Annotated in this window: 20 protein-coding genes; 13 read left to right on the plus strand and 7 right to left on the minus strand. The window is 60.3% G+C overall.

Annotation, left to right across the window (positions count from 1 at the left end; translation table 11 throughout):
- Position 1: 1 nt before the first annotated feature.
- From V3H56_RS00420 to V3H56_RS00460, 9 genes are read left to right on the plus strand one after another with little or no spacing between them, the layout of a single operon-like run.
- Entirely contained in the window at positions 2-1,519 is a 1,518-nt protein-coding gene (locus V3H56_RS00420; RefSeq protein ID WP_047739330.1) for a sigma-54-dependent Fis family transcriptional regulator, read from the plus strand.
- Between the two features lie 60 nt (positions 1,520-1,579).
- The gene (locus V3H56_RS00425; RefSeq protein ID WP_080964397.1) at positions 1,580-1,720 is read left to right on the plus strand and encodes a type VI secretion protein; all 141 of its coding nucleotides are present in this window, start codon (positions 1,580-1,582) and stop codon (positions 1,718-1,720) included.
- An 18-nt stretch (positions 1,721-1,738) separates the two neighbouring features.
- The gene (gene tagH, locus V3H56_RS00430; RefSeq protein ID WP_080964396.1) at positions 1,739-2,515 is read left to right on the plus strand and encodes a type VI secretion system-associated FHA domain protein TagH; all 777 of its coding nucleotides are present in this window, start codon (positions 1,739-1,741) and stop codon (positions 2,513-2,515) included.
- Between the two features lie 5 nt (positions 2,516-2,520).
- Positions 2,521-3,015, plus strand: coding sequence for a type VI secretion system lipoprotein TssJ (gene tssJ / locus V3H56_RS00435; protein ID WP_042728891.1), 495 nt, complete (start codon positions 2,521-2,523; stop codon positions 3,013-3,015).
- On the plus strand, positions 3,012-4,343 hold the full coding sequence (gene tssK, locus V3H56_RS00440) for a type VI secretion system baseplate subunit TssK (RefSeq protein WP_042728875.1): 1,332 nt from the start codon (positions 3,012-3,014) through the stop codon (positions 4,341-4,343). Before tssJ ends, tssK begins: the two co-directional genes overlap by 4 nt.
- A 5-nt stretch (positions 4,344-4,348) precedes the next feature.
- Positions 4,349-5,212, plus strand: a complete 864-nt coding sequence (gene icmH / locus V3H56_RS00445) for a type IVB secretion system protein IcmH/DotU (RefSeq protein WP_338474088.1) — start codon at positions 4,349-4,351, stop codon at positions 5,210-5,212.
- A 13-nt stretch (positions 5,213-5,225) separates the two neighbouring features.
- Positions 5,226-8,708: a type VI secretion system membrane subunit TssM gene (gene tssM / locus V3H56_RS00450; protein ID WP_338474089.1), complete on the plus strand. Its 3,483-nt coding sequence runs from the start codon at positions 5,226-5,228 to the stop codon at positions 8,706-8,708.
- Positions 8,708-9,433: a protein phosphatase 2C domain-containing protein gene (locus V3H56_RS00455; protein WP_047739325.1), complete on the plus strand. Its 726-nt coding sequence runs from the start codon at positions 8,708-8,710 to the stop codon at positions 9,431-9,433. Before tssM ends, V3H56_RS00455 begins: the two co-directional genes overlap by 1 nt.
- A gap of 47 nt (positions 9,434-9,480) precedes the next feature.
- Complete coding sequence (locus V3H56_RS00460; RefSeq protein WP_234408034.1) at positions 9,481-10,362, plus strand: serine/threonine-protein kinase; 882 nt, start codon at positions 9,481-9,483, stop codon at positions 10,360-10,362.
- A gap of 58 nt (positions 10,363-10,420) precedes the next feature.
- On the opposite strand, the gene V3H56_RS00465 is transcribed toward V3H56_RS00460, so the two are convergent.
- Both V3H56_RS00465 and V3H56_RS00470 read right to left on the minus strand, forming a co-directional pair.
- Entirely contained in the window at positions 10,421-11,320 is a 900-nt protein-coding gene (locus V3H56_RS00465; RefSeq protein WP_047739323.1) for a D-hexose-6-phosphate mutarotase, read from the minus strand.
- A gap of 56 nt (positions 11,321-11,376) precedes the next feature.
- Positions 11,377-11,781: an acyl-CoA thioesterase gene (locus V3H56_RS00470; protein ID WP_003177184.1), complete on the minus strand. Its 405-nt coding sequence runs from the start codon at positions 11,779-11,781 to the stop codon at positions 11,377-11,379.
- A 375-nt stretch (positions 11,782-12,156) separates the two neighbouring features.
- Here V3H56_RS00470 and V3H56_RS00475 point away from each other — a divergent pair, with 375 nt between their 5' ends.
- Positions 12,157-13,455, plus strand: a complete 1,299-nt coding sequence (locus V3H56_RS00475; protein WP_042730559.1) for an MFS transporter — start codon at positions 12,157-12,159, stop codon at positions 13,453-13,455.
- 87 nt (positions 13,456-13,542) lie between these two features.
- On the opposite strand, the gene V3H56_RS00480 is transcribed toward V3H56_RS00475, so the two are convergent.
- Positions 13,543-14,634, minus strand: coding sequence for an aminopeptidase (locus V3H56_RS00480; protein ID WP_338474090.1), 1,092 nt, complete (start codon positions 14,632-14,634; stop codon positions 13,543-13,545).
- A 59-nt stretch (positions 14,635-14,693) separates the two neighbouring features.
- Between V3H56_RS00480 and V3H56_RS00485 the strand changes: the two genes are divergently transcribed.
- Complete coding sequence (locus V3H56_RS00485) at positions 14,694-15,107, plus strand: hypothetical protein (protein ID WP_042730557.1); 414 nt, start codon at positions 14,694-14,696, stop codon at positions 15,105-15,107.
- A gap of 41 nt (positions 15,108-15,148) precedes the next feature.
- Positions 15,149-15,574, plus strand: coding sequence for a lipoprotein (locus V3H56_RS00490; RefSeq protein WP_047739322.1), 426 nt, complete (start codon positions 15,149-15,151; stop codon positions 15,572-15,574).
- A 5-nt stretch (positions 15,575-15,579) separates the two neighbouring features.
- Here V3H56_RS00490 and V3H56_RS00495 read toward each other — a convergent pair whose 3' ends face one another.
- Both V3H56_RS00495 and V3H56_RS00500 read right to left on the minus strand, forming a co-directional pair.
- Positions 15,580-15,813, minus strand: a complete 234-nt coding sequence (locus tag V3H56_RS00495) for a DUF1161 domain-containing protein (RefSeq protein ID WP_047739321.1) — start codon at positions 15,811-15,813, stop codon at positions 15,580-15,582.
- A gap of 138 nt (positions 15,814-15,951) precedes the next feature.
- Entirely contained in the window at positions 15,952-16,383 is a 432-nt protein-coding gene (locus tag V3H56_RS00500) for an OsmC family protein (protein WP_042730554.1), read from the minus strand.
- Between the two features lie 235 nt (positions 16,384-16,618).
- Here V3H56_RS00500 and V3H56_RS00505 point away from each other — a divergent pair, with 235 nt between their 5' ends.
- The gene (locus V3H56_RS00505) at positions 16,619-17,620 is read left to right on the plus strand and encodes an LLM class flavin-dependent oxidoreductase (RefSeq protein ID WP_047739320.1); all 1,002 of its coding nucleotides are present in this window, start codon (positions 16,619-16,621) and stop codon (positions 17,618-17,620) included.
- 53 nt (positions 17,621-17,673) lie between these two features.
- Here V3H56_RS00505 and V3H56_RS00510 read toward each other — a convergent pair whose 3' ends face one another.
- Positions 17,674-17,898 (minus strand): DUF1161 domain-containing protein, encoded by a 225-nt coding sequence (locus V3H56_RS00510; RefSeq protein WP_042730552.1) that lies wholly within the window; start codon positions 17,896-17,898, stop codon positions 17,674-17,676.
- Between the two features lie 114 nt (positions 17,899-18,012).
- Entirely contained in the window at positions 18,013-18,228 is a 216-nt protein-coding gene (locus V3H56_RS00515; protein WP_042730551.1) for a dodecin, read from the minus strand.
- Between the last annotated feature and the right edge of the window lie 58 nt (positions 18,229-18,286).

The following is an 18,286-nucleotide window of genomic DNA, read 5'->3' on the forward strand; positions in this document are numbered from 1 at the left end:
CATGTTCGAGAGTGTTCCGCAACCGCTTGCCTATGCCCAGGCGCTTCTACTGCAGTTTTCCAGTCTTTCGCGCCTGGAGGACGAGGCTGTGCTGGTGGGGCATTTCATCCAAGGTGCTGCTCGACTCAGCGGGTGTGAACTGGCCCAGTTGTACTTGCTCGATGCAGCCCGTGGTCATTTGGGGTTGAACGCCGAATGCCTGGAAGGGCATCTGCGGAGCCGTGATCAGACAAATCTTCCCAGCGACTACAACCACGAGCCACTTTTGCAATTTGTGCTGCGCCAGAACCGTGTCGTATGCCTCGATGCGTTAAGCGACAGCCTCCATGAAACCGGATTTCTGCCAGGCCGGGCTACGCCGTGGCAATCGATGCTCTGCATCCCTCTCGTCAACTCCCGAGGGACCGCTGATGGTGTATTGCTGTGTGCCAGTGAAAACCACCTCGACCTCCATGGGTTTGCCGAGTCCCTGGGGCATCTTGGAACGTTTGCGCTGGGCCAACTCCGCCTGTTGCAACGCCTGCGTCGTTCCGTCGGCGAACTCCAATCCATCAATCGAAACCTGCCGAGCGCCAATGACTACGGCCTGATCGGCAAGAGTGCCGCGATGCGCAAGACCTGTTCGATGATCAGTAAGGTCGTGCACAGTCCTTTTACCATCCTGCTGCGGGGTGAGACCGGTACTGGCAAGGAGGTAGTGGCCCGCGCCATTCATGACGCCAGTCAGCGTCGGGCCAAGGCACTCGTTGTGCAGAACTGCGCAGCGGTGCCCGAAAACCTGCTGGAAAGTGAGCTTTTCGGCTATCGCAAGGGGGCTTTTACCGGAGCTGATCGGGACCGTGTCGGGCTGTTCGATGCCGCCAACGGAGGCACGTTGTTACTCGATGAGATCGGCGACATGCCATTGTCCCTCCAGGCGAAACTGCTGCGAGTGCTGCAGGAAGGTGAGATCCGTCCACTGGGGTCCAATGAAACTCACAGCGTCGACGTACGGATCATTGCAGCTACCCATCGCGACCTGAAGCAGTTGATGAAGGAGGGCAAGTTTCGCGAGGACCTGTACTACCGCCTGGCCCAGTTTCCGATCCAGTTGCCCTCATTGCGCCAGCGTGATGGGGACATTATCGAGCTGGCGCGACACTTTGCCGACAAGGCTTGTGCACTTTTGCAGCGCGATCCGGTGAGCTGGTCGGATGCGGCGCTTGACCATCTGAGCGCCTACGGTTTCCCGGGAAACGTACGCGAACTCAAAAGTATCGTGGAAAGGGCTGTGCTGTTGTGCGAGGGCCACGAGCTGCTTGTCGAGCATTTCGGGTTGCGCATCGAGAGCCCGGTGGAGCGCGGTCGTGTAAGTCTGCGAGAGCGGATGATGCAGATCGAGCGAAATCTTTTGATCGATGGTTTGCGCGAATTTGGCGGCAACAAGGCTCGTACCGCCCGTGAACTGGGCCTTCCACTGCGCACTCTGCTTTACCGTCTCGAGCGCCTGAACATTCAGCGCGGTGATTTCGATGACTGATCCTTTCCTTGTCTCGACGTATCCATTGCCGCGTCACCCATTAGCCCTGGAGCCATTTCCATGCGTGTCTTTTCCTGGTCCGCATTTGCTTTGTCCTGCGTCATGTCCTGCAGCCTTGTCGGGTGCAACAGCAATTACACATTCAACGACAGCGTTTATCGCCCTCTGGGTGATCCACAAGCGCTCAACCGCGGCAAATGAGCCGAGGAGCTTCTATAGATGGAACTTGTTCTCGAGATGCTGAACCCCGGCCGACCTGGCGCCGTACGGCATCGCCGGAAAGCTTTCGGGCCGGCTGGAGGTGTCATAGGCCGAGGTGAGGACTGCGACTGGATCATCCCTGACTGCCAGCGCGTGGTGTCCAAGCAGCACGCATTGGTGAGCTTTCGTGAAGGTACGTTTTGCCTGACCGATCTCAGCGCCAACGGTACGATCGACCGCGAGAGTGGCCTGCCCCTGCCCAAAGGCAAGCCGGTGCGGATAAAGGACGCTAATACCTACATCATGGGGGATTTCCAGATCCGGGTGCGGCAGGTCTGCGGACTCACTCGTAGCATTGCCGAACCAGGCCACCTGGCGTCGGGCGATCGGCTGATCCCGGATGACGCGTTTCTGGATCTGGACCCACTTAAAGCTCTCGATCAACAGGAGCGTACCTCCCTGGACATCGATGAGCTGATAAATCCTGTTGCACGAACGCGCAGCAGATTCGGGAGCTTGAACCCCGCTCGTCTCGATGTAGAAAACCTGTTGTTGCCGGAACTGGTCGAGGCTCCGGCCGATATTGAGTTCAAGCGCCATCCGCCAAGCGACTATCCGGATGACAGTTTCTGGGGACGCTTCGGCCACGCGTTGGGCATGGACCTCAATGACCTGGATAAGGCAGCCCGTGAATCCCTGGCGATCACAGCTGCGCAATGGTTCCAGCGAACTGCCCAGGCCTATGAAGAGCAAGCTCGCCTGATTTCCTCCCCGCCTATCGATCGCCACGGATGACGACCATGCCCCGTTTCACGATGTTCTTCTGCAGGACGCTTACAGCTTTTGTCGTAACGCTTTTGTTGAGCGGTTGCGCCGTCTGGTCGCCATTCTCGACGATGACCAAACTCAATCTCACACTGGCCGCCAGCGACCAGCTCAATCCCGACCTCAATGGGCGGCCGTCGCCAGTGGTGGTTCGGTTGTTTGAACTGAGGCAGCCGGTTGCGTTTGAGAACGCAGACTTCTTCAGCCTCTATGAGCGCGCGAGGGAAACGCTGTCGCCCGATCTGGTGGCCAGTGAAGAATTGGAGTTGCGCCCGGGCGACAGCGTCGAGCTCAGGTTGGGTCTTACCGGCGATGGTCGTTACGTTGGCCTGCTCGCGGCGTACCGAGACCTGCCGCACGCGCGATGGCGCTACACATTACCGGTTGCGCCGGCGCAGTTGACCGAGGCGAGCCTGATCCTCGCTCAAGACGGGATTACCAACCCTCTGGCCAAGGTGGATGACCAATGAATCACGATAAGGTCGTCTGGCAGGAAGGCATGCTCCTGCGCCCGCAACACCTGCAGCATAACGATCGTTACTTCGATCACCAGTTGAAGGTCCGCACTCGGTTGTTGAGCCGTTATGCGTGGGGATTCCTGGGGCTGGAAATCGATCTGCAGTTTCTTAACATGGGCCAACTGGTGGTCAGCCAGGCCAGCGGGATCCTGCCGGATGGCAGTCTGTTCGAGCTGGGTGGTCACGCCGAACCGCTGGTCTTGGAAGTCCCTTCCAATACCCGCAATACACCCATCTACCTCGCTTTGCCCTTGGTGACCGGTAATCACATCGAGTCCCGTCGTCCGGAACAGTCCGACGTACTGGCGCGCTACACCGTCTACGATGCACAGGTGGCTGACTCCAATGCCGGAGAAACCGGCACAAGCCAGATCAGCTGTGGTCGTCCGGACCTGCGTCTGCTGTTGGGAGAGCAACAGAGCGATGACGCATTCGTGAAGCTCAAGCTGTGTGAGGTACTCGACACCACGGCCGATGGCGTTATCAGGCTCGATCCGGACTTCGTGCCGACCTTCATCCAGGCTGCTTCATCGCCCTATCTGCTGTCTTGCCTCAAGGAAGTCCTCGGCATGCTCGCCCATCGGGGCGATAGCCTCGCCGAGCGAATCGGCGCCCATGGCAAGGCGGGTGGCGCCCAGGTGGGTGATTTCATGATGTTGCAACTGATCAACCGCAGCGAACTGTTGCTACGTCATTATCTGGACCTGGAGCATGTGCATCCGGAAACGCTGTATCGAACGTTGCTGGCGCTGTTGGGCGAACTGGCGACATTCTCCGGTGACAGTAAACGTCCCTCGTTCAACAACCGTTATCAGCACAGTAACCAAGGTGTGTGTTTTCGCGACTTGATGCAGGCGATTCGTCAGGCGTTGTCGATGGTGCTCGAGCAGCATGCAATCGAGTTGCAAATGCAGGCGCGTCAATACGGCATCACCGTTTCGCCGGTGAAGGATCTTTCGCTTCTGGACTCCGCCTCGTTTGTGCTGGCGGCAAGTGCCAACTGTGACAGTGATGAGCTGCGTCATCGACTGCCGTCGCACCTCAAGATCGGTTCGGTGGAACGCATCCGCCAGTTGGTCAACCTGCATCTGCCAGGCATCAGGATCAGACCCCTGCCGGTAGCGCCGCGACAGATCGCATTTCATGCCAACAAAACCTATTTCATTCTCGAACCGGGCACCGAAGACCTGGCTCAGTTGAGGCGCTCAGCAGGCTTTGCATTCCATGTTTCTGGTGATTTTTCCGAACTTGAACTGAATTTTTGGGCCATCAGGAATTGAACGACATGGAGAAGGAAAATCCTCAAGACGAAGCGACAGTCTTGCTAGACCATCATGGGCAGCGCCCTGCTTCGGGCCCCTTGACCGATGCTGTCGCGTCGCCGCGCATGGAGCACCTGCAGGAACGAATGATCTATGCGGCGCAATTGCCGCCGTCCCAGGTATTCAATGCCAGTCTCAACCCGTTGGTGGCAGCGGCCTCCGAATTGTTATCGCAAGTGGTGCAGCTCAAGTACGGTCAGGAACGTGGGGACCTGCTGGCACTCAAGCGCGAGTTGTGCCTGGACCTGGAGCGGTTCGAGGCCCGAGCCTTAAAGGCGGATGTCGAGAGCACGCAGTTGATCGCTGCACGCTATGTACTCTGCACCGTGATTGACGAGGCGGTCGTCACCACGCCCTGGGGGCAGGGCAGCGACTGGTCGAAGCTGAGTCTGCTCAGCACGTTCCACAATGAAACCTTCGGTGGCGAAAAAGTTTTCCAGTTGATTGATCGATTGTCGAAGAACCCCGTCAAGCACCTGCCGATGCTTGAGTTGATGTATCTGTGCCTGTCCCTGGGTTTTGAAGGCAAATACCGGGTTCAAGCTCGCGGGGTGCTTGAGCTCGAAGGCCTGCGCGATGCCTTGTACCGGCTGATTCGCCAGGTACGCGGCGACGCCCCGCGCGAACTGTCACCTCACTGGGAAGGCGCAGGTGGCATTCGTCGCCGTCCAATGCGCATTGTCCCGGCCTGGGCGGTGGCGGCCTTTACGGTGTTGTGCCTGGGCGTGATGTATTCGAGCTTCGCCTGGGTACTGGCCGAGCAACGCCAAAGCGTGCTGCAACCTTACCAACTGCTGGAACCGGTCACCGCTAAGCGGCTGCCTTGAACAGGGATGTGTCATGAAATTGCTTTACAGAAAAATCGATACCTGGGTTCGTCAAACCTGGGCCTGGTCGCTGCTGCTGGTGCTTTGTGCGTCGCTGCTGGTGTGGTTTGTCGGCCCACTGCTGGCAATCAATGACTACAAGTTCTGGGCAAGCCCTGTCGCCAGGCTGCTGAGTGTCAGTGTACTTACACTGGGGTGGGGCCTGGGTATGGTCTTCGCTAATGGGCGTGTCGGTTCGCCCGCGACGGTTCAGGAAAGCAACACTGATCAGTCACGTGGCTCGCATCGCACAAGGCTCGATAACGAGCGGCGCGAAGTGCGCTCGCGCTTCAGTAAGGCGCTAAGAACGCTAAAGTCCGCAGGTTTTTATCCTGGCCAGGGTCAACGCTGGCGCAACGATCTGCCGTGGTACTTGCTGGTAGGTCCGCCCGCCAGCGGCAAGACCAGCCTGCTGGAAGGCTCGGGCCTGGAGTTTCTCGACCGAGGTGAGCGTGCTCCGCCCAGCGATACGTCGGGTACTCGATATTGCGAGTGGTATTTCACTGAACACGCGGTCTTGGTCGACACAGCCGGGCGCTTTCTCACCCAAAGCAACGGCGATGTCGACAGCAGCGCGTGGACCGTGCTGCTTGAGTTACTGAAAAAACGTCGCCGGAGTCGGCCATTGAGCGGTGTGCTCTTGATGGTTCCGACCGAACTTTTGCTGCTGGGCGGCGAGGGGGAGGTAACCGCTCTGGCTCGACAGATCCAGGGCCGGCTACAGGAACTCAGGCGACGGCTGCACGTCGATGTACCGGTGTATCTGGTCCTGAGCAAAGCGGACTGTGTGCCTGGTTTCAATGAGTTTTTCGATTCGCTGGCTCGCGAAGAGCGCGACCAGGTGCTTGGAGCCAGTTTCAGTCGAGATCACCATGCAATCGACGTGACCGAGTTGCGCGACAACTTCGAAGCGTTGCTGCAGCGGCTCAACAGCCAGGTCCTCCTGCGCATGCATCAGGAGCGCGATACCCGGCGTCGTAGCTGCATTCTTGATTTCCCGCACCAACTTGAGCAACTCGGCGGCAATCTTTGCTTGCTGGTCGAGCAGGCATTCACCGGAAGTAATCGTTGCCTGCGTGGCTTCTATCTAACCTGCGCCCCACGCCCCAGCTTGGCCATGAAACCGGACGTTGGGCAGGGAAATTCTGGCGCTTGGGCCAGCAACGCCCCGTCTGGCGATTCGCCTCGATTCATCCGTCACCTGGTCACTCGGGTGATCTTTCCAGAGGCCGATCGGGTCGACCTCGATCAGCGTGAGCGCCGCCTTATCAATCGGGGGCAGCGGACTTCGTACCTTGCCGGATTGATAGTCCTTGGCGTATTTGGATTGTTGTGGGCGAACGGTTTTTCGACCAATCACGAACGCCTGGAAAGCTTGCGCGCACTGGCGCAGCGCTGGGATCAGCAGCAATCGACTGCTGTGACAGACGATGACTGGGTCGCGATGCTTCGATCACTTGATACACGTTTCGAAGCCACCCAGGTTTTTCCACCCCTAGCAGCGGTGCCTTTGTATGAACGCATTGGTTTGTACCAGGGTAAAGCCAGCAATCAAGCGGTGACCGACGCGTATGTGCGGGAGTTGCAGGCTCAACTGCTGCCCAGGGTCGCATTGCGATTGGAAGAGCATATCCGTGACAACCGTCATGATCGCGAGCAATTGTTCAACAGCTTGCGCGCGTACCTGATGCTGAATCTGCGCGAGCGTCGTGACACAGAGTGGCTCAAGGACCGGTTGGGCAAGGATTGGTCGCTTCGCTACGCTGGCGACACTGTGCTTCAAGAGGGCTTGAATAGTCATTTTGCGCGTTTATTGGAGCAGCCCTTCTCCCTTGCGCTGGACGAGTCGCTGGTGGCACAGGCAAGGGAACTCCTGCGCAGTGAATCCCTGGCCGTTGTCGTGTACAGGATGTTGCATGAACAGGCCAGCCATCTACCGCACTATCGGCTCAGCCATCATCTGGGTTCACAGGGCGCGTTGTTGGTCGGCACCGATCATGTGATTCCTGGCTTCTACACCCGACAAGGTTTTGAGCGGTACTTTTCGACTCAAGGGGCGGTCCTGGTCACTGAACTCTTGCGAGATAACTGGGTGCTGGGTGATGGCGAAAGTCTCAGCCACATGGACATGCGTCGCCTGATGGCCGAGCTGGAACAACTGTATTTTCGCGACTATGCCGACCGCTGGAGTGAGGCGATCGGTCGAGTGACCTTGCAGCCGATGACCGGCACTGGGACAGGAGCCGAGCAACTCGCAGGGCTGGCTTCGGCGCATTCGCCCATTTTGCAGTTGCTGGTGCAGGTGCGCGAAAACACACGAATCCAGTTGGGGGCCGAACGAGTAGTCGCTGTGGCGCAAACGGCAGGGGAAGGCGGCTCTGTTGAAAAACTCGCTGTGGCAGTGGGGAAAGCCGCTGATTCCCTGACCGAAAAGCTACCGGACACTGCACGAAAATCCTTGCAACGACGTTTCGAACCACTGCATCGGCTGCTGGACGCGGACAACGGCCCGACTGCTGATCTGAACCAGGCCTTGCGGGCTCTCGATGACCTGCAGTTGCAGTTGGCGAGCCTGGCCCGAGCCGGTGCGCCGGAGCACGCCGCATTCGAGTTGGCTCGAGGCCGCATGGGAGGGCACCGTGATGCATTGAGTCACTTGCGCAGTGCGTCAGTTCGGCTGCCGCGTCCGGTCAGTGCCTGGTTCAACGGGCTGGCCGAGGACAGTTGGCGTTTGGTACTCAGTGATTCGTACCGCTATCTGAACCAGCGCTATCAGAGCGAGCTGTACAGCTTTTACGGCAAGGCGATCGACAAACGGTACCCGTTCAACGCCCACAGCGTCAGTGACGTGGCACTCGATGATTTCCGGGAGTTTTTCAGGAGTGATGGCATTGTCGATCAATTCTTCGAACGCTACCTACGGCCTTTCGTCAGTGGGACTGCGGGGCACTACAGGCTGCGCAGCATCGATGGGCAAAGTTTGCCGATGTCCAGGGGCTTTCTCGACCAGATGACGACGACGGACACTATTCGCCGCAGCTTCTTCGCGCATAACCCGACTGAACCACAGGTGCAGTTCACACTTGAGCCCTACACCCTCGATCCTACGGTGAGCCGCTCTGAATTCAGCTTTGGCGGCAGGACGCTCGAGTACCGCCATGGTCCGATCCTGCCCCGGACGTTCACCTGGCCCAGCGACGAGCAGAACGGACGAACGGCTTTGGTGTTGGAAAAAATGGTCGGGCGAGGCGTGGGCATCGAAAAGAATACCGGCCCTTGGTCGCTGTTTCGCATGTTCGACCTGATGCCAACCGAATACCTGAGCGGGCGCGATGTGGCTGTGCTCAAGACCGATTTGGGCGGATTACGTGCCAACTACCTGCTGACAAGCCAGCGCACACCGAACCCCTTCGACATGGCTGCATTGCGGACATTTCGAATGCCGGTGCAACTCTGATGCAGACCGATGGCCCCTGGCGCAGTGCTGCGCGCACGGATACCGGTAAGGTCCGGACGCGTAATGAGGATGCCTTTCTAGAATGTCCGCAACAGGGGTTATGGGCCGTTGCCGACGGAATGGGCGGATACAGGGGCGGTGACATTGCCAGCCAGCTGATTGTTGCCCACCTGGCCGAGTTACCGATGCATCCAGACCTCTATGAACGCGCCAGTGCAGTGCGTCGGTGCTTGCGCTGGAGCAATCGGCGGCTTAGCCAGGAGCTGACCGTCACCGAGCGTCATCCCGGTATGATGGGCAGCACGGTGGTGGTGCTGCTATTGGAAGGCAACCATGGCATCTGCATCTGGGCCGGCGACAGCCGCTGCTACCTCTGGCGCGGCCGGCGGTTGTATCAGCTGTCCAAGGACCACTCCCTGCAACAGCAACTCATCGACACCCAACGCATCAGCCGCGCCGAGGCCTGTGCGCACCCCGCGGGCAAGGCACTGACCCGCGCGGTGGGCGCCGAGCAAGAATTGACGCTGGAGACGTTGGAACTGGCGGTGTATCCCGGTGATACGTTCTTGCTGTGCAGTGATGGCCTGTATCAAGGCCTTGGCGCAGAGGCCTTGGGCGGCGCGTTGGGGCTGGCTTCACCGTGTTCGGCAGTGGAGCGCTTGTTCGACGAGGTTCTGGGTGGCGCGGCGCGGGATAACCTTACGGCGGTGGTGATCCGGCGGTGAGTGTACAGAGCGGCCAGCACACCTATTTCGCCTTCGCCGATGCCCCGCTGGCGGTGGTCGCGACCGAACGCGACGCTAACCAAGCGCCGCTTGTCCTGGCCGGGCGTTTTCGTCTGGAGCGTTTACTGGGGGCGGGCGGCATGGGGCTCGTGTACCGCGCTCGGGATCTGCTGCACGAACAGTTCGGTGACCCCGCGCCCTACATCGCGCTAAAAATGCTCAGCGAGCCCTTCAACGCATCCCCCGACGCCAGTGCGCTGCTGTTCAGCGAGTTTGCCCTGAGCCGGCATTTGCACCACCCGAACGTGCTGCGCCCGTTCAGTTTTGAAGTGGATGCGACTCACCGGGAGGCGTTCATCACCATGGAGCTGATGCGCGGCCAGACCCTCGACCAGCTGCTTTGCGAGCGTCCGCAGGGCGTGCCCTGGCGCGAGTTACAAGCGATTGCCGTGCCGCTGCTCGATGCTTTGGCGTATGCCCACGGGCGGGGTGTACTGCACGGCGACGTGAAGCCCAGCAATGTCATGTTGGGTGAAGCACAGCTGCGTTTGTTCGATTTCGGTTTGGGCCAGGCACAGAGGGGGCCGTTGACGCGCTTGGCCAACCTTGACCGCAAACGCCTCAACGCCTGGACACCCGCCTATGCCGCGCCGGAACTGCTGGAGGGGGCGGCCCTGTCGCCGTCGGCCGACATCTATGGCGTGGCTTGTTTGTTGTACGAGCTGGCCAGCGGCAGCCACCCGTTTCGCCGCTTGCCGTCCACCCAGGCCCGCGCTGCTCGCCTGGAACGCCAACTCAAGGCACCGCGCAACCTTCCCGGGCGCTGCTGGCCGGCGCTGCGCTTGGCCTTGGCGTTCGATCCGGGCCGACGGGCTATCCGTGCGGCGCAATTGCGCGATGTTTTCAACAAGGGGAGGTTGTGGTGGTGAGGGGCGGCGTTGATCGCTTTCGCGAGCAGGCTCGCCCCCACAGGCGCAGGCGTGAGGATTAGAGCGGCTTGCTGCCGATGCTCACGCCCAGGGTATGGCTGGCGTCGGGCAGCAGCGTCACCACGTCATTCATGACATTCGCCGTTTCGATGCACAGCATGCGCTGCCAGCCGTCGTCGGCCATGTCGCTGAAGGCCTTGGCGCGTTCGGTCCAGGGGTTCCAGATGACCGCCGAGCGCGAGCCGCGGCTGGTCAGTTCGATCCGTCGTTGCCAGTGCGCATCGACGATGCTCAGTGTTGGCGGGGTATCGAGGTAGATGCGATCGGTTTCGCCGGCAAAGTGCAGGTCGCCGGCCTGGGTGACGGTTTTCCAGTCGTCCAGGGTTTCGATATAGCTCAGGCCGTCGACGCCTTGGACATGCACGTTGCGCACGTCGCTCACGGCAAAATAGCTGTGCAGCGCCTGGCTGAGGCTGACGGTTTCGCTGCCACGGTTGTGGCTGGTCAGGCTGATGTGCAACTGCTCGTCCATTTCGATGGTCAGCGTCAGGTCCACCTGGTGAGGCCAGCCCGGCAGGCCGTTCTCGGGGTAAGGCAGCACGAACTCCACCTTGAGGCGTTCGCCCTCGGCCTCGATGCCTTGCAGTTCCCAATCCATCGTCCGCACCAGGCCGTGGGCCGTGGCCGGGTCGTTGCTCACGCGCATGGCTTGCACGCTGTCGGGGTTGCGCGTCAGGTTGCCGAACCACGGCCAGCACACCGGCACGCCGGCGCGGATGCTCTTGCCGGCCTTGAACGTCGCCTGGTCGTTGAGCCAGATCAGCGGCGGCTGGCCGTCCACTTGATAGCTGAGGATATGCGCGCCTTGCTGGGCCACCAGCAACTCGGCCTGACCGTGGCGGATCCGCCAAGCGTTCAGTTCATCCAGTTTGACGGCTTCGACGTTGGGCGTGGACATGGTGCAATCTCGCTCTGGAACAGGGGCTACGATGGACCGCAAAACGGCCGCCGCGTTTAACGCGCGCGTGGCGGTACCGAGCGGGTGCGTCCACTGCCGTCGATGGCGACGAAGACGAACACCGCCTCGGTCACTTTACGCCACTCGCTGGACAGCGGATCGTCGCTCCAGACCTCAACCATCATCTGGATGGAGCTACGGCCGATTTCCAGCGCCTGGGTATAGAACGACAGCTGTGCGCCCACGGCCACGGGCACCAGGAAGGCCATGCGATCGATCGCCACGGTCGCCACGCGGCCGCCGGCGACCTTGCTGGCCATGGCGGTGCCGGCCAGGTCCATCTGGGACACCAGCCAGCCGCCGAAAATATCGCCAAAGCCGTTGGTCTCGCGCGGAAGCGCGGTGATTTGCAGGGCCAGGTCGCCTTGCGGGATTGGATCTTCTTGTTCGAGCTCTATCATGCCGAGGGGCCTCTGACCCGTAACGCTGTCTGGTGCTTCAGGTGAATAGCCGTCCTTGTAAAAAACGATTCAGCCCGAAGAGGCTACGTTCATCACGTTTTTCGTAAAGGCGTACCAAAGGGAGACTCTGCGAAACCGGCTGGTTCTGTCTGGCCCTACACCGCCAACGACGTTTTCGCACAGCAACCCCTTACAGAGTGTTGCAGGTTGCGAGTATATCGGGCGATAGACGTAGAGACGACCACCCGGTGCTGTTTTCGACTGTCAATTACGCGCCTCTATGTGCTTTTTCGAACAATTTGCTATGGTGCCGAACCTGCCCAGGCCCCAACTATCCTCCGGCCGGCAGAATCGACTATAAGAGAAGCCCTTGCCATGACCACTGCGCCTTCGAGCACGGCGACGCCCGCACAACCCGCACGTCCACTGACTCGCAACGATTACAAGACTTTGTCGCTATCTGCCCTGGGCGGTGCGCTGGAGTTCTACGATTTCATCATTTTCGTGTTCTTTGCCACCGTGGTCGGCAAATTGTTCTTCCCTGCCGAAATGCCCGAGTGGCTGCGCATGATGCAGACCTTCGGCATCTTTGCCGCCGGCTACCTGGCCCGGCCGCTGGGCGGGATCATCATGGCTCACTTCGGCGACCTGCTGGGGCGCAAGAAAATGTTCACCCTGAGCATTTTCATGATGGCCGTGCCGACCCTGATCATGGGCCTGCTGCCGACCTACGCGCAGATCGGCATGTGGGCGCCGATCCTGCTGTTGCTGATGCGCGTGATCCAGGGTGCAGCCATTGGCGGCGAAGTGCCAGGCGCCTGGGTGTTCGTATCCGAACACGTGCCGGCGCGCCATATCGGCTATGCCTGCGGCACCCTGACCTCCGGCTTGACGGCAGGCATCCTGCTGGGTTCGCTGGTCGCTACCGCGATCAACAGCCTTTATACGCCCGTGGAAGTGGCCGATTACGCCTGGCGGATTCCGTTCCTGCTGGGTGGCGTGTTCGGGCTGTTCTCGGTGTACCTGCGCCGCTGGCTGCACGAAACCCCGGTGTTCGCCGAGTTGCAGTTGCGCAAGGCCCTGGCCGAGGAAGTGCCGCTGCGCGCGGTGCTGCGCGACCATCGCGGCGCCATTGTCGTGTCGATGCTGCTGACCTGGTTGTTGTCCGCCGCCATCGTGGTGCTGATCCTGATGACCCCGACCGTGCTGCAGACGGTCTACCACTTCGCACCGACCACCGCGTTGCAGTCCAACAGCGTGGCGATTGTGATGCTGACCATTGGTTGCATCCTGGCCGGCGCCCTGGCGGATCGCTTCGGCGCGGGCCGTGTCTTTGTGTTCGGCTGCGCCGCCTTGCTGGCCAGCTCCTGGACCTTCTACCACAGCCTGGCCGAGCACCCTGACTGGCTGTTCCCGCTGTACGCCCTGACCGGGCTGCTGGTGGGCACCATCGGCGCGGTTCCCTACGTCATGGTCAAGGCGTTTCCGCCGGTGGTGCGCTTCAGTGGCCTGTCGTTTTCCTACAACGTGGCCTACGCCATTTTCGGTGGCTTGACCCCGATGGTCGTCAGCCTGCTGCTCAAGGAAAACCCGATGGGGCCGGCTTACTATGTGGCGGTGTTGTGTGGGCTGGGGATGGTGGTGGGGGCCTATCTCTGGAAGAAGGGGCGCTAGGTCGGCTCACTTGCGTATAGGTTGATCGACTTCGCGAGTAGGCTCGCCCCCACGGATGCCGTGCAGCCCGCTCGCGAAAAGGCCCGTTCAATCAGCCGATGTCTTCGGCGCTGCCAGGGCCTTCAACGCCGCTTTACGCGCCTCGATAGGCAGCCTGCCAAGCTTCTCGACCGCCGAATAGAACGCCTCCCAGTCTCCGTCTTGCTGCCTGTACAGCGCCGCAAACGCCGGGACCCATTGGTCGTACAGGCCGAACGGCAATAAGCGGGCGTTGTTCATGGGCGCATAGACCCAGGCATCGTAGCGCTTGTCGCCCGCCCACTGGCTGTCGCGCAGGTGTTCGTAGTCGCTGCGCAAGCGCTTGAATGCCTGAGCCTTGCGCTGGCGCATCTGCTCGGCTGGCAGTGGCTGGGCGTAGAGGGTCTCCAGCCGTTGCCGGGTGTCGAGCACCAGTTGGGTGAATTGGTCGCGCTGCTGCATCCGCTTGCCGTTGTCCGGCGCCAGGCCGCGGCTGGCGCGCCATTGCCGGGTGCCTTCCTGTTCGACGAAGGTGGCGAAGGACTCATTGAACTCGGTGTCGTCCTTTACATAGAACCGCTGGTGCGCCAGCTCATGAAAAATCAGCGTCGCCAGGCGCTCGTCGCCCCAGTGCATCATCGAACTCAGGATCGGGTCGTTGAACCAGCCCAGGGTCGAATAGGCCTCCACGCCGCCAATCGACACGTCCATGCCCTGCAAGCGCTGCAAGGCCGCCTCGCCACGGGCGGCGCCCTGGCTGTAGTAGCCGCGGTAGGCCACGCAGCCGGCGATGGGGAAACAATGGGTTTGCGGCGCCAGGGAAAACTCTGGCGTGGCGAAGACATTCCAGACCACGAACGGCCGGCCAATGTCGGCGTACAGGCGATAGCTCTTGTTGTCCGGCAGGTGCAGGTGGGCGCTGGCGAACGCGCGGGCCTCGCGGGCTTGGGCCAGGTGCGTGCGTAATTGGGCATCGCGCGTGGGGTCGGCAATCACCTTGTCGATCGGCTCGCGGGCTTGCAGCAAGCGCAGTTGTCCGCCGACCAACTGGCTGTAGTAGCCAACACTGGAGCAACCGTTGAGTAACAAAAGCAGGAGGCCTGGAAACAAAACCCGGAAAACACGGTCGAGTAACCGATGGCTTGAACGCGGCCTGATCAATTGGAATCACCTTGGGAGAGTCTGCCCACAAGACTATCTCGCTTGCCTGGAGCTTCGCTATGCGCGTGTTGATGCTGACAAGTGGCCTTTTGCTGCTGACCGGTTGTGCCGGGCTGCCGGACCCCGATCCGTCCCAGGCGTGGATTGACCTGGGAAGCCATCAGGACACCGCGTTGCAAGCGTTGGAGGTCGACGACAAGACGTCCATCGACAAGCGTTATTTCGAAGTGCAGCCTGGCAGCCATGAGCTGACGGTGCGTTATCAATTTGCCGTCGAGCCCGGCAACATCGGTCCGGATGCCGAGCCGCTGTGGCGTGATTGCCGGCTGAACGTCAAGTTCAAGGACTTCAACGCTGGCCAGCGTTACCAGTTGCAGGCCGGCAGCATTGGTTTCCGGCCGTGGGCCAAGCTCTACGATCAACAGCGCAAAGTGGTGGGGCAAGGTACGCCGGCAGGCTGCCAGCAAAGCTGATCGGCGCTATGCTCAGGGCCTGATTTTCCAGGACGCTGAACATGCGCGCTCTTATACCGATACTGACGCTCATTGCTCTGGGCGGCTGCGCAATGACCCCGCTTCCCCCGGTTGACCCGAACATGGCCTGGGTCGATTTCGCCACGCCATCGCCGGGTGGCAAGGTCCTGATGGCGCAAAGCCTGGATGGGCAACGCTTGCGGGATGGGCGATTTTTCCAGGTGTCACCAGGCAGCCACGAACTGGAAGTGCGCTTCGACTTCGAGGTGTTCGGTGGTGGCGGGTTGGGGATGTTTTCCGAACCGCAAGAGCGGCTGTGCTACCTGACCGTGCGCTACGATGGCTTCGAGGCCGGCCAACGCTATCGCCTGGAGGCCCGTAACCTGGCCTATAGCCCAAGCGCCAGGCTATACAACGCCAAGCGAGAAGTGGTCGCCGAAGACCGACAAGCCCATTGCCTGATGTAGCGCGGCTAGCGGTCGTTCTTCTGGTAGATGATTTTCTTCGTGCCGTTTTCGCACGTCCCCACCACCATGTTCTGGTCGTGGACTTCATCATTGGTGACGATTTCCAGCGTGTAGGACGTTACGCCCTGCGCCTGGATCTTGGCTTCGATCTCGGCCTTGAGCTCTTCGCACGGTTTGGGCGCCGCGAGGGCGGATGTGGCGAAGGCGCAACCAATGACCACCACGGCAAATCGTTTCATGCTCGAAATTCCTCATGGCAGCGCGCACTGCCTGTGCGCAGACACTGCATACCTTCATTCGACCACAGATTGCTGATGGGGTGACAGGGTAAAAAGACCGCAGCCTGCGGCGGCCCAGAGGCTGCGATCTTCGGTTTGTCAGCTCACCAGGGTCGCGTCCAGGGTGATCTTGGCGTTCAGCACCTTGGAAACCGGGCAACCTTCCTTGGCCTTGTTGCTCAGTTCTTCGAACTGCTGCTGGCTGGCGCCGGGGATCTTGGCCTTGAGCGTCAGTTTCACCGCGGTGATCGCAAAGCCGCCATCGACCTGATCCAGGGTGACGTCGGCGTTGGTGTCGATGGCGTCAGCCTTGAGCCCGGCTTCGCCGAGAATCATCGAAAACGCCATGGAGAAGCAGCCAGCGTGGGCCGCGCCGATCAGTTCTTCGGGGTTGGTGCCCTTGCCGCCTTCGAAGCGGGCCTTGAAGCCATAAGGTGCTTCGCGCAACACACCGGTTTCAGTGGAGATGGAGCCGATGCCGGTTTTCAGGTCACCTTCCCAGTGAGCCGATGCTTTCTTAATGATAGCCATGTCTGCCTCCTCAAGGTCCGGCGCGAGGTTTCGCGTCCGTGTTTGTCATTACCAGGGTTGTGAGGATAGACCGGCCAGGAAAGTTCATCCTGTCGATTAGTTGACCAATTTAGTAGGAAAATTCATTGTTGCTATTGAAACTCGGGTATATGCCCACATTGCATAGCACACACCTTTAGAAACGGCAGGCTTTCGCCCTTAGGAACGCCCGGAACGCCGTTGGAGATCCCGGCCCATGAAACAGTTGTCCGAAGTGAAATTCTCAACCCTGGACCTTGTGCCCGTTCGCGCCGACGGCAATGCCGCCCAGTCCCTGCGCAACTCCCTGGACTTGGCGCAGCACGTGGAAAAATATGGCTACACCCGCTTCTGGGTGGCCGAGCACCACAACATGGATGGCATCGCCAGCTCCGCGACGGCGGTGCTGCTGGGTTACCTGGCGGGAGGCACTTCGACCATTCGTGTCGGTTCCGGCGGGGTGATGTTGCCCAACCATGCGCCGTTGGTCATTGCCGAACAGTTCGGCACGTTGGAAAGCCTGTACCCCGGGCGAATCGATCTGGGCTTGGGCCGGGCGCCGGGTTCCGACCAGATGACCGCCCGGGCGCTGCGTCGCGAGCGCTCCGGCAGCGCCGACGACTTCCCTGATGACGTGGCCGAACTGATGCGCTATCTCGGCCCGCGCACGCCGGAGCAACGCATCATTGCCATGCCGGGCACCGGGACCAATGTGCCGGTGTGGCTGTTGGGTTCCAGTCTGTTCAGCGCGCAACTGGCTGGTGAGCGCGGTTTGCCCTATGCCTTTGCCTCACATTTCGCACCGCGCTTCATGCACGAGGCGATTCGCATCTACCGCAACCACTTCAAACCGTCCGCGGTGCTCGACAAACCTTACGTGATGCTCGGCGTGCCACTGGTGGCCGCCGACACGGATGAGCGGGCCGATTATCTGGCGACGTCGGTGTACCAGCGGATCCTGGCATTGATGCGTGGGCAGAGCCTGGTGCAGCGCCCGCCGGTGGAGTCCATGAACGGGCTCTGGCTACCTCATGAGAAAGAAGCGGTTGGCGACTTCCTTGGCCTGGCTATGGTCGGTGGCCCGCAGAAGATTCGCGCCAAGCTGGAGGTGTTGATCGAACAAACCCAGGCCGATGAGCTGATTTTCACCAGCGACCTGTATGAACATGCCGATCGCCTGCACTCGTATGAGCTGCTGGCCCAGGTCATGAAAGGCTGAATCGCAGCCATGAAAAAGCCGACGCATTGCGTCGGCTTTTCGTATGCATCAGATCAACCGCGTTTGTAGGTAATCACCTTACTGCCGGCCTCGCAGGTGCCGACGACCTTGGCGTCAGCCGCTGCGCTTTTTTCGACAATTTCAAGGGTATAACCTGACACGCCCTTGGCATCCAGCTTCGCTGCGATTTCGCTTTTCAGCTCTTCGCAAGGCTTGCCGGCCGCCAATGCGCCACCCGCAAGGCTCAGCAAACCCACGGCCACCATTAACTTTTTCATCGCTTGCACTCCTTGGTCGGATCAAATAGGGCAGGTATTGGAAAGACGTGACACGCAGACAATAGCGCATCGCCAGTCCCTATGGCACTCCGCCAGCGCGCAAGTTCATTGTCCTCAGCTGTTGGCGATGCGGAATCCGACCTTGATGGTCACTTGAAAGTGCGCGGCCCGGCCGTTTTCGATGTGTCCGCGGGTTTCCGTGACTTCAAACCATTCCAGGTGCTTGAGGCTTTTGCTGGCCTCGGCGAGGGCGTTGTTGATGGCGTCCTCGATGCTGGTGGGAGACGAGCCGACCAGCTCGACTTTCTTGTACGTGTGATGATCAGTCATGACGTTCTCCTGTAGGGGTCTTTAACAGCCTAGCAGCGATTTTTCGCCTTACATCTGG

This window comes from Pseudomonas sp. MS646, from assembly GCF_036693845.1.
Lineage (GTDB): Bacteria > Pseudomonadota > Gammaproteobacteria > Pseudomonadales > Pseudomonadaceae > Aquipseudomonas > Aquipseudomonas chlororaphis_E.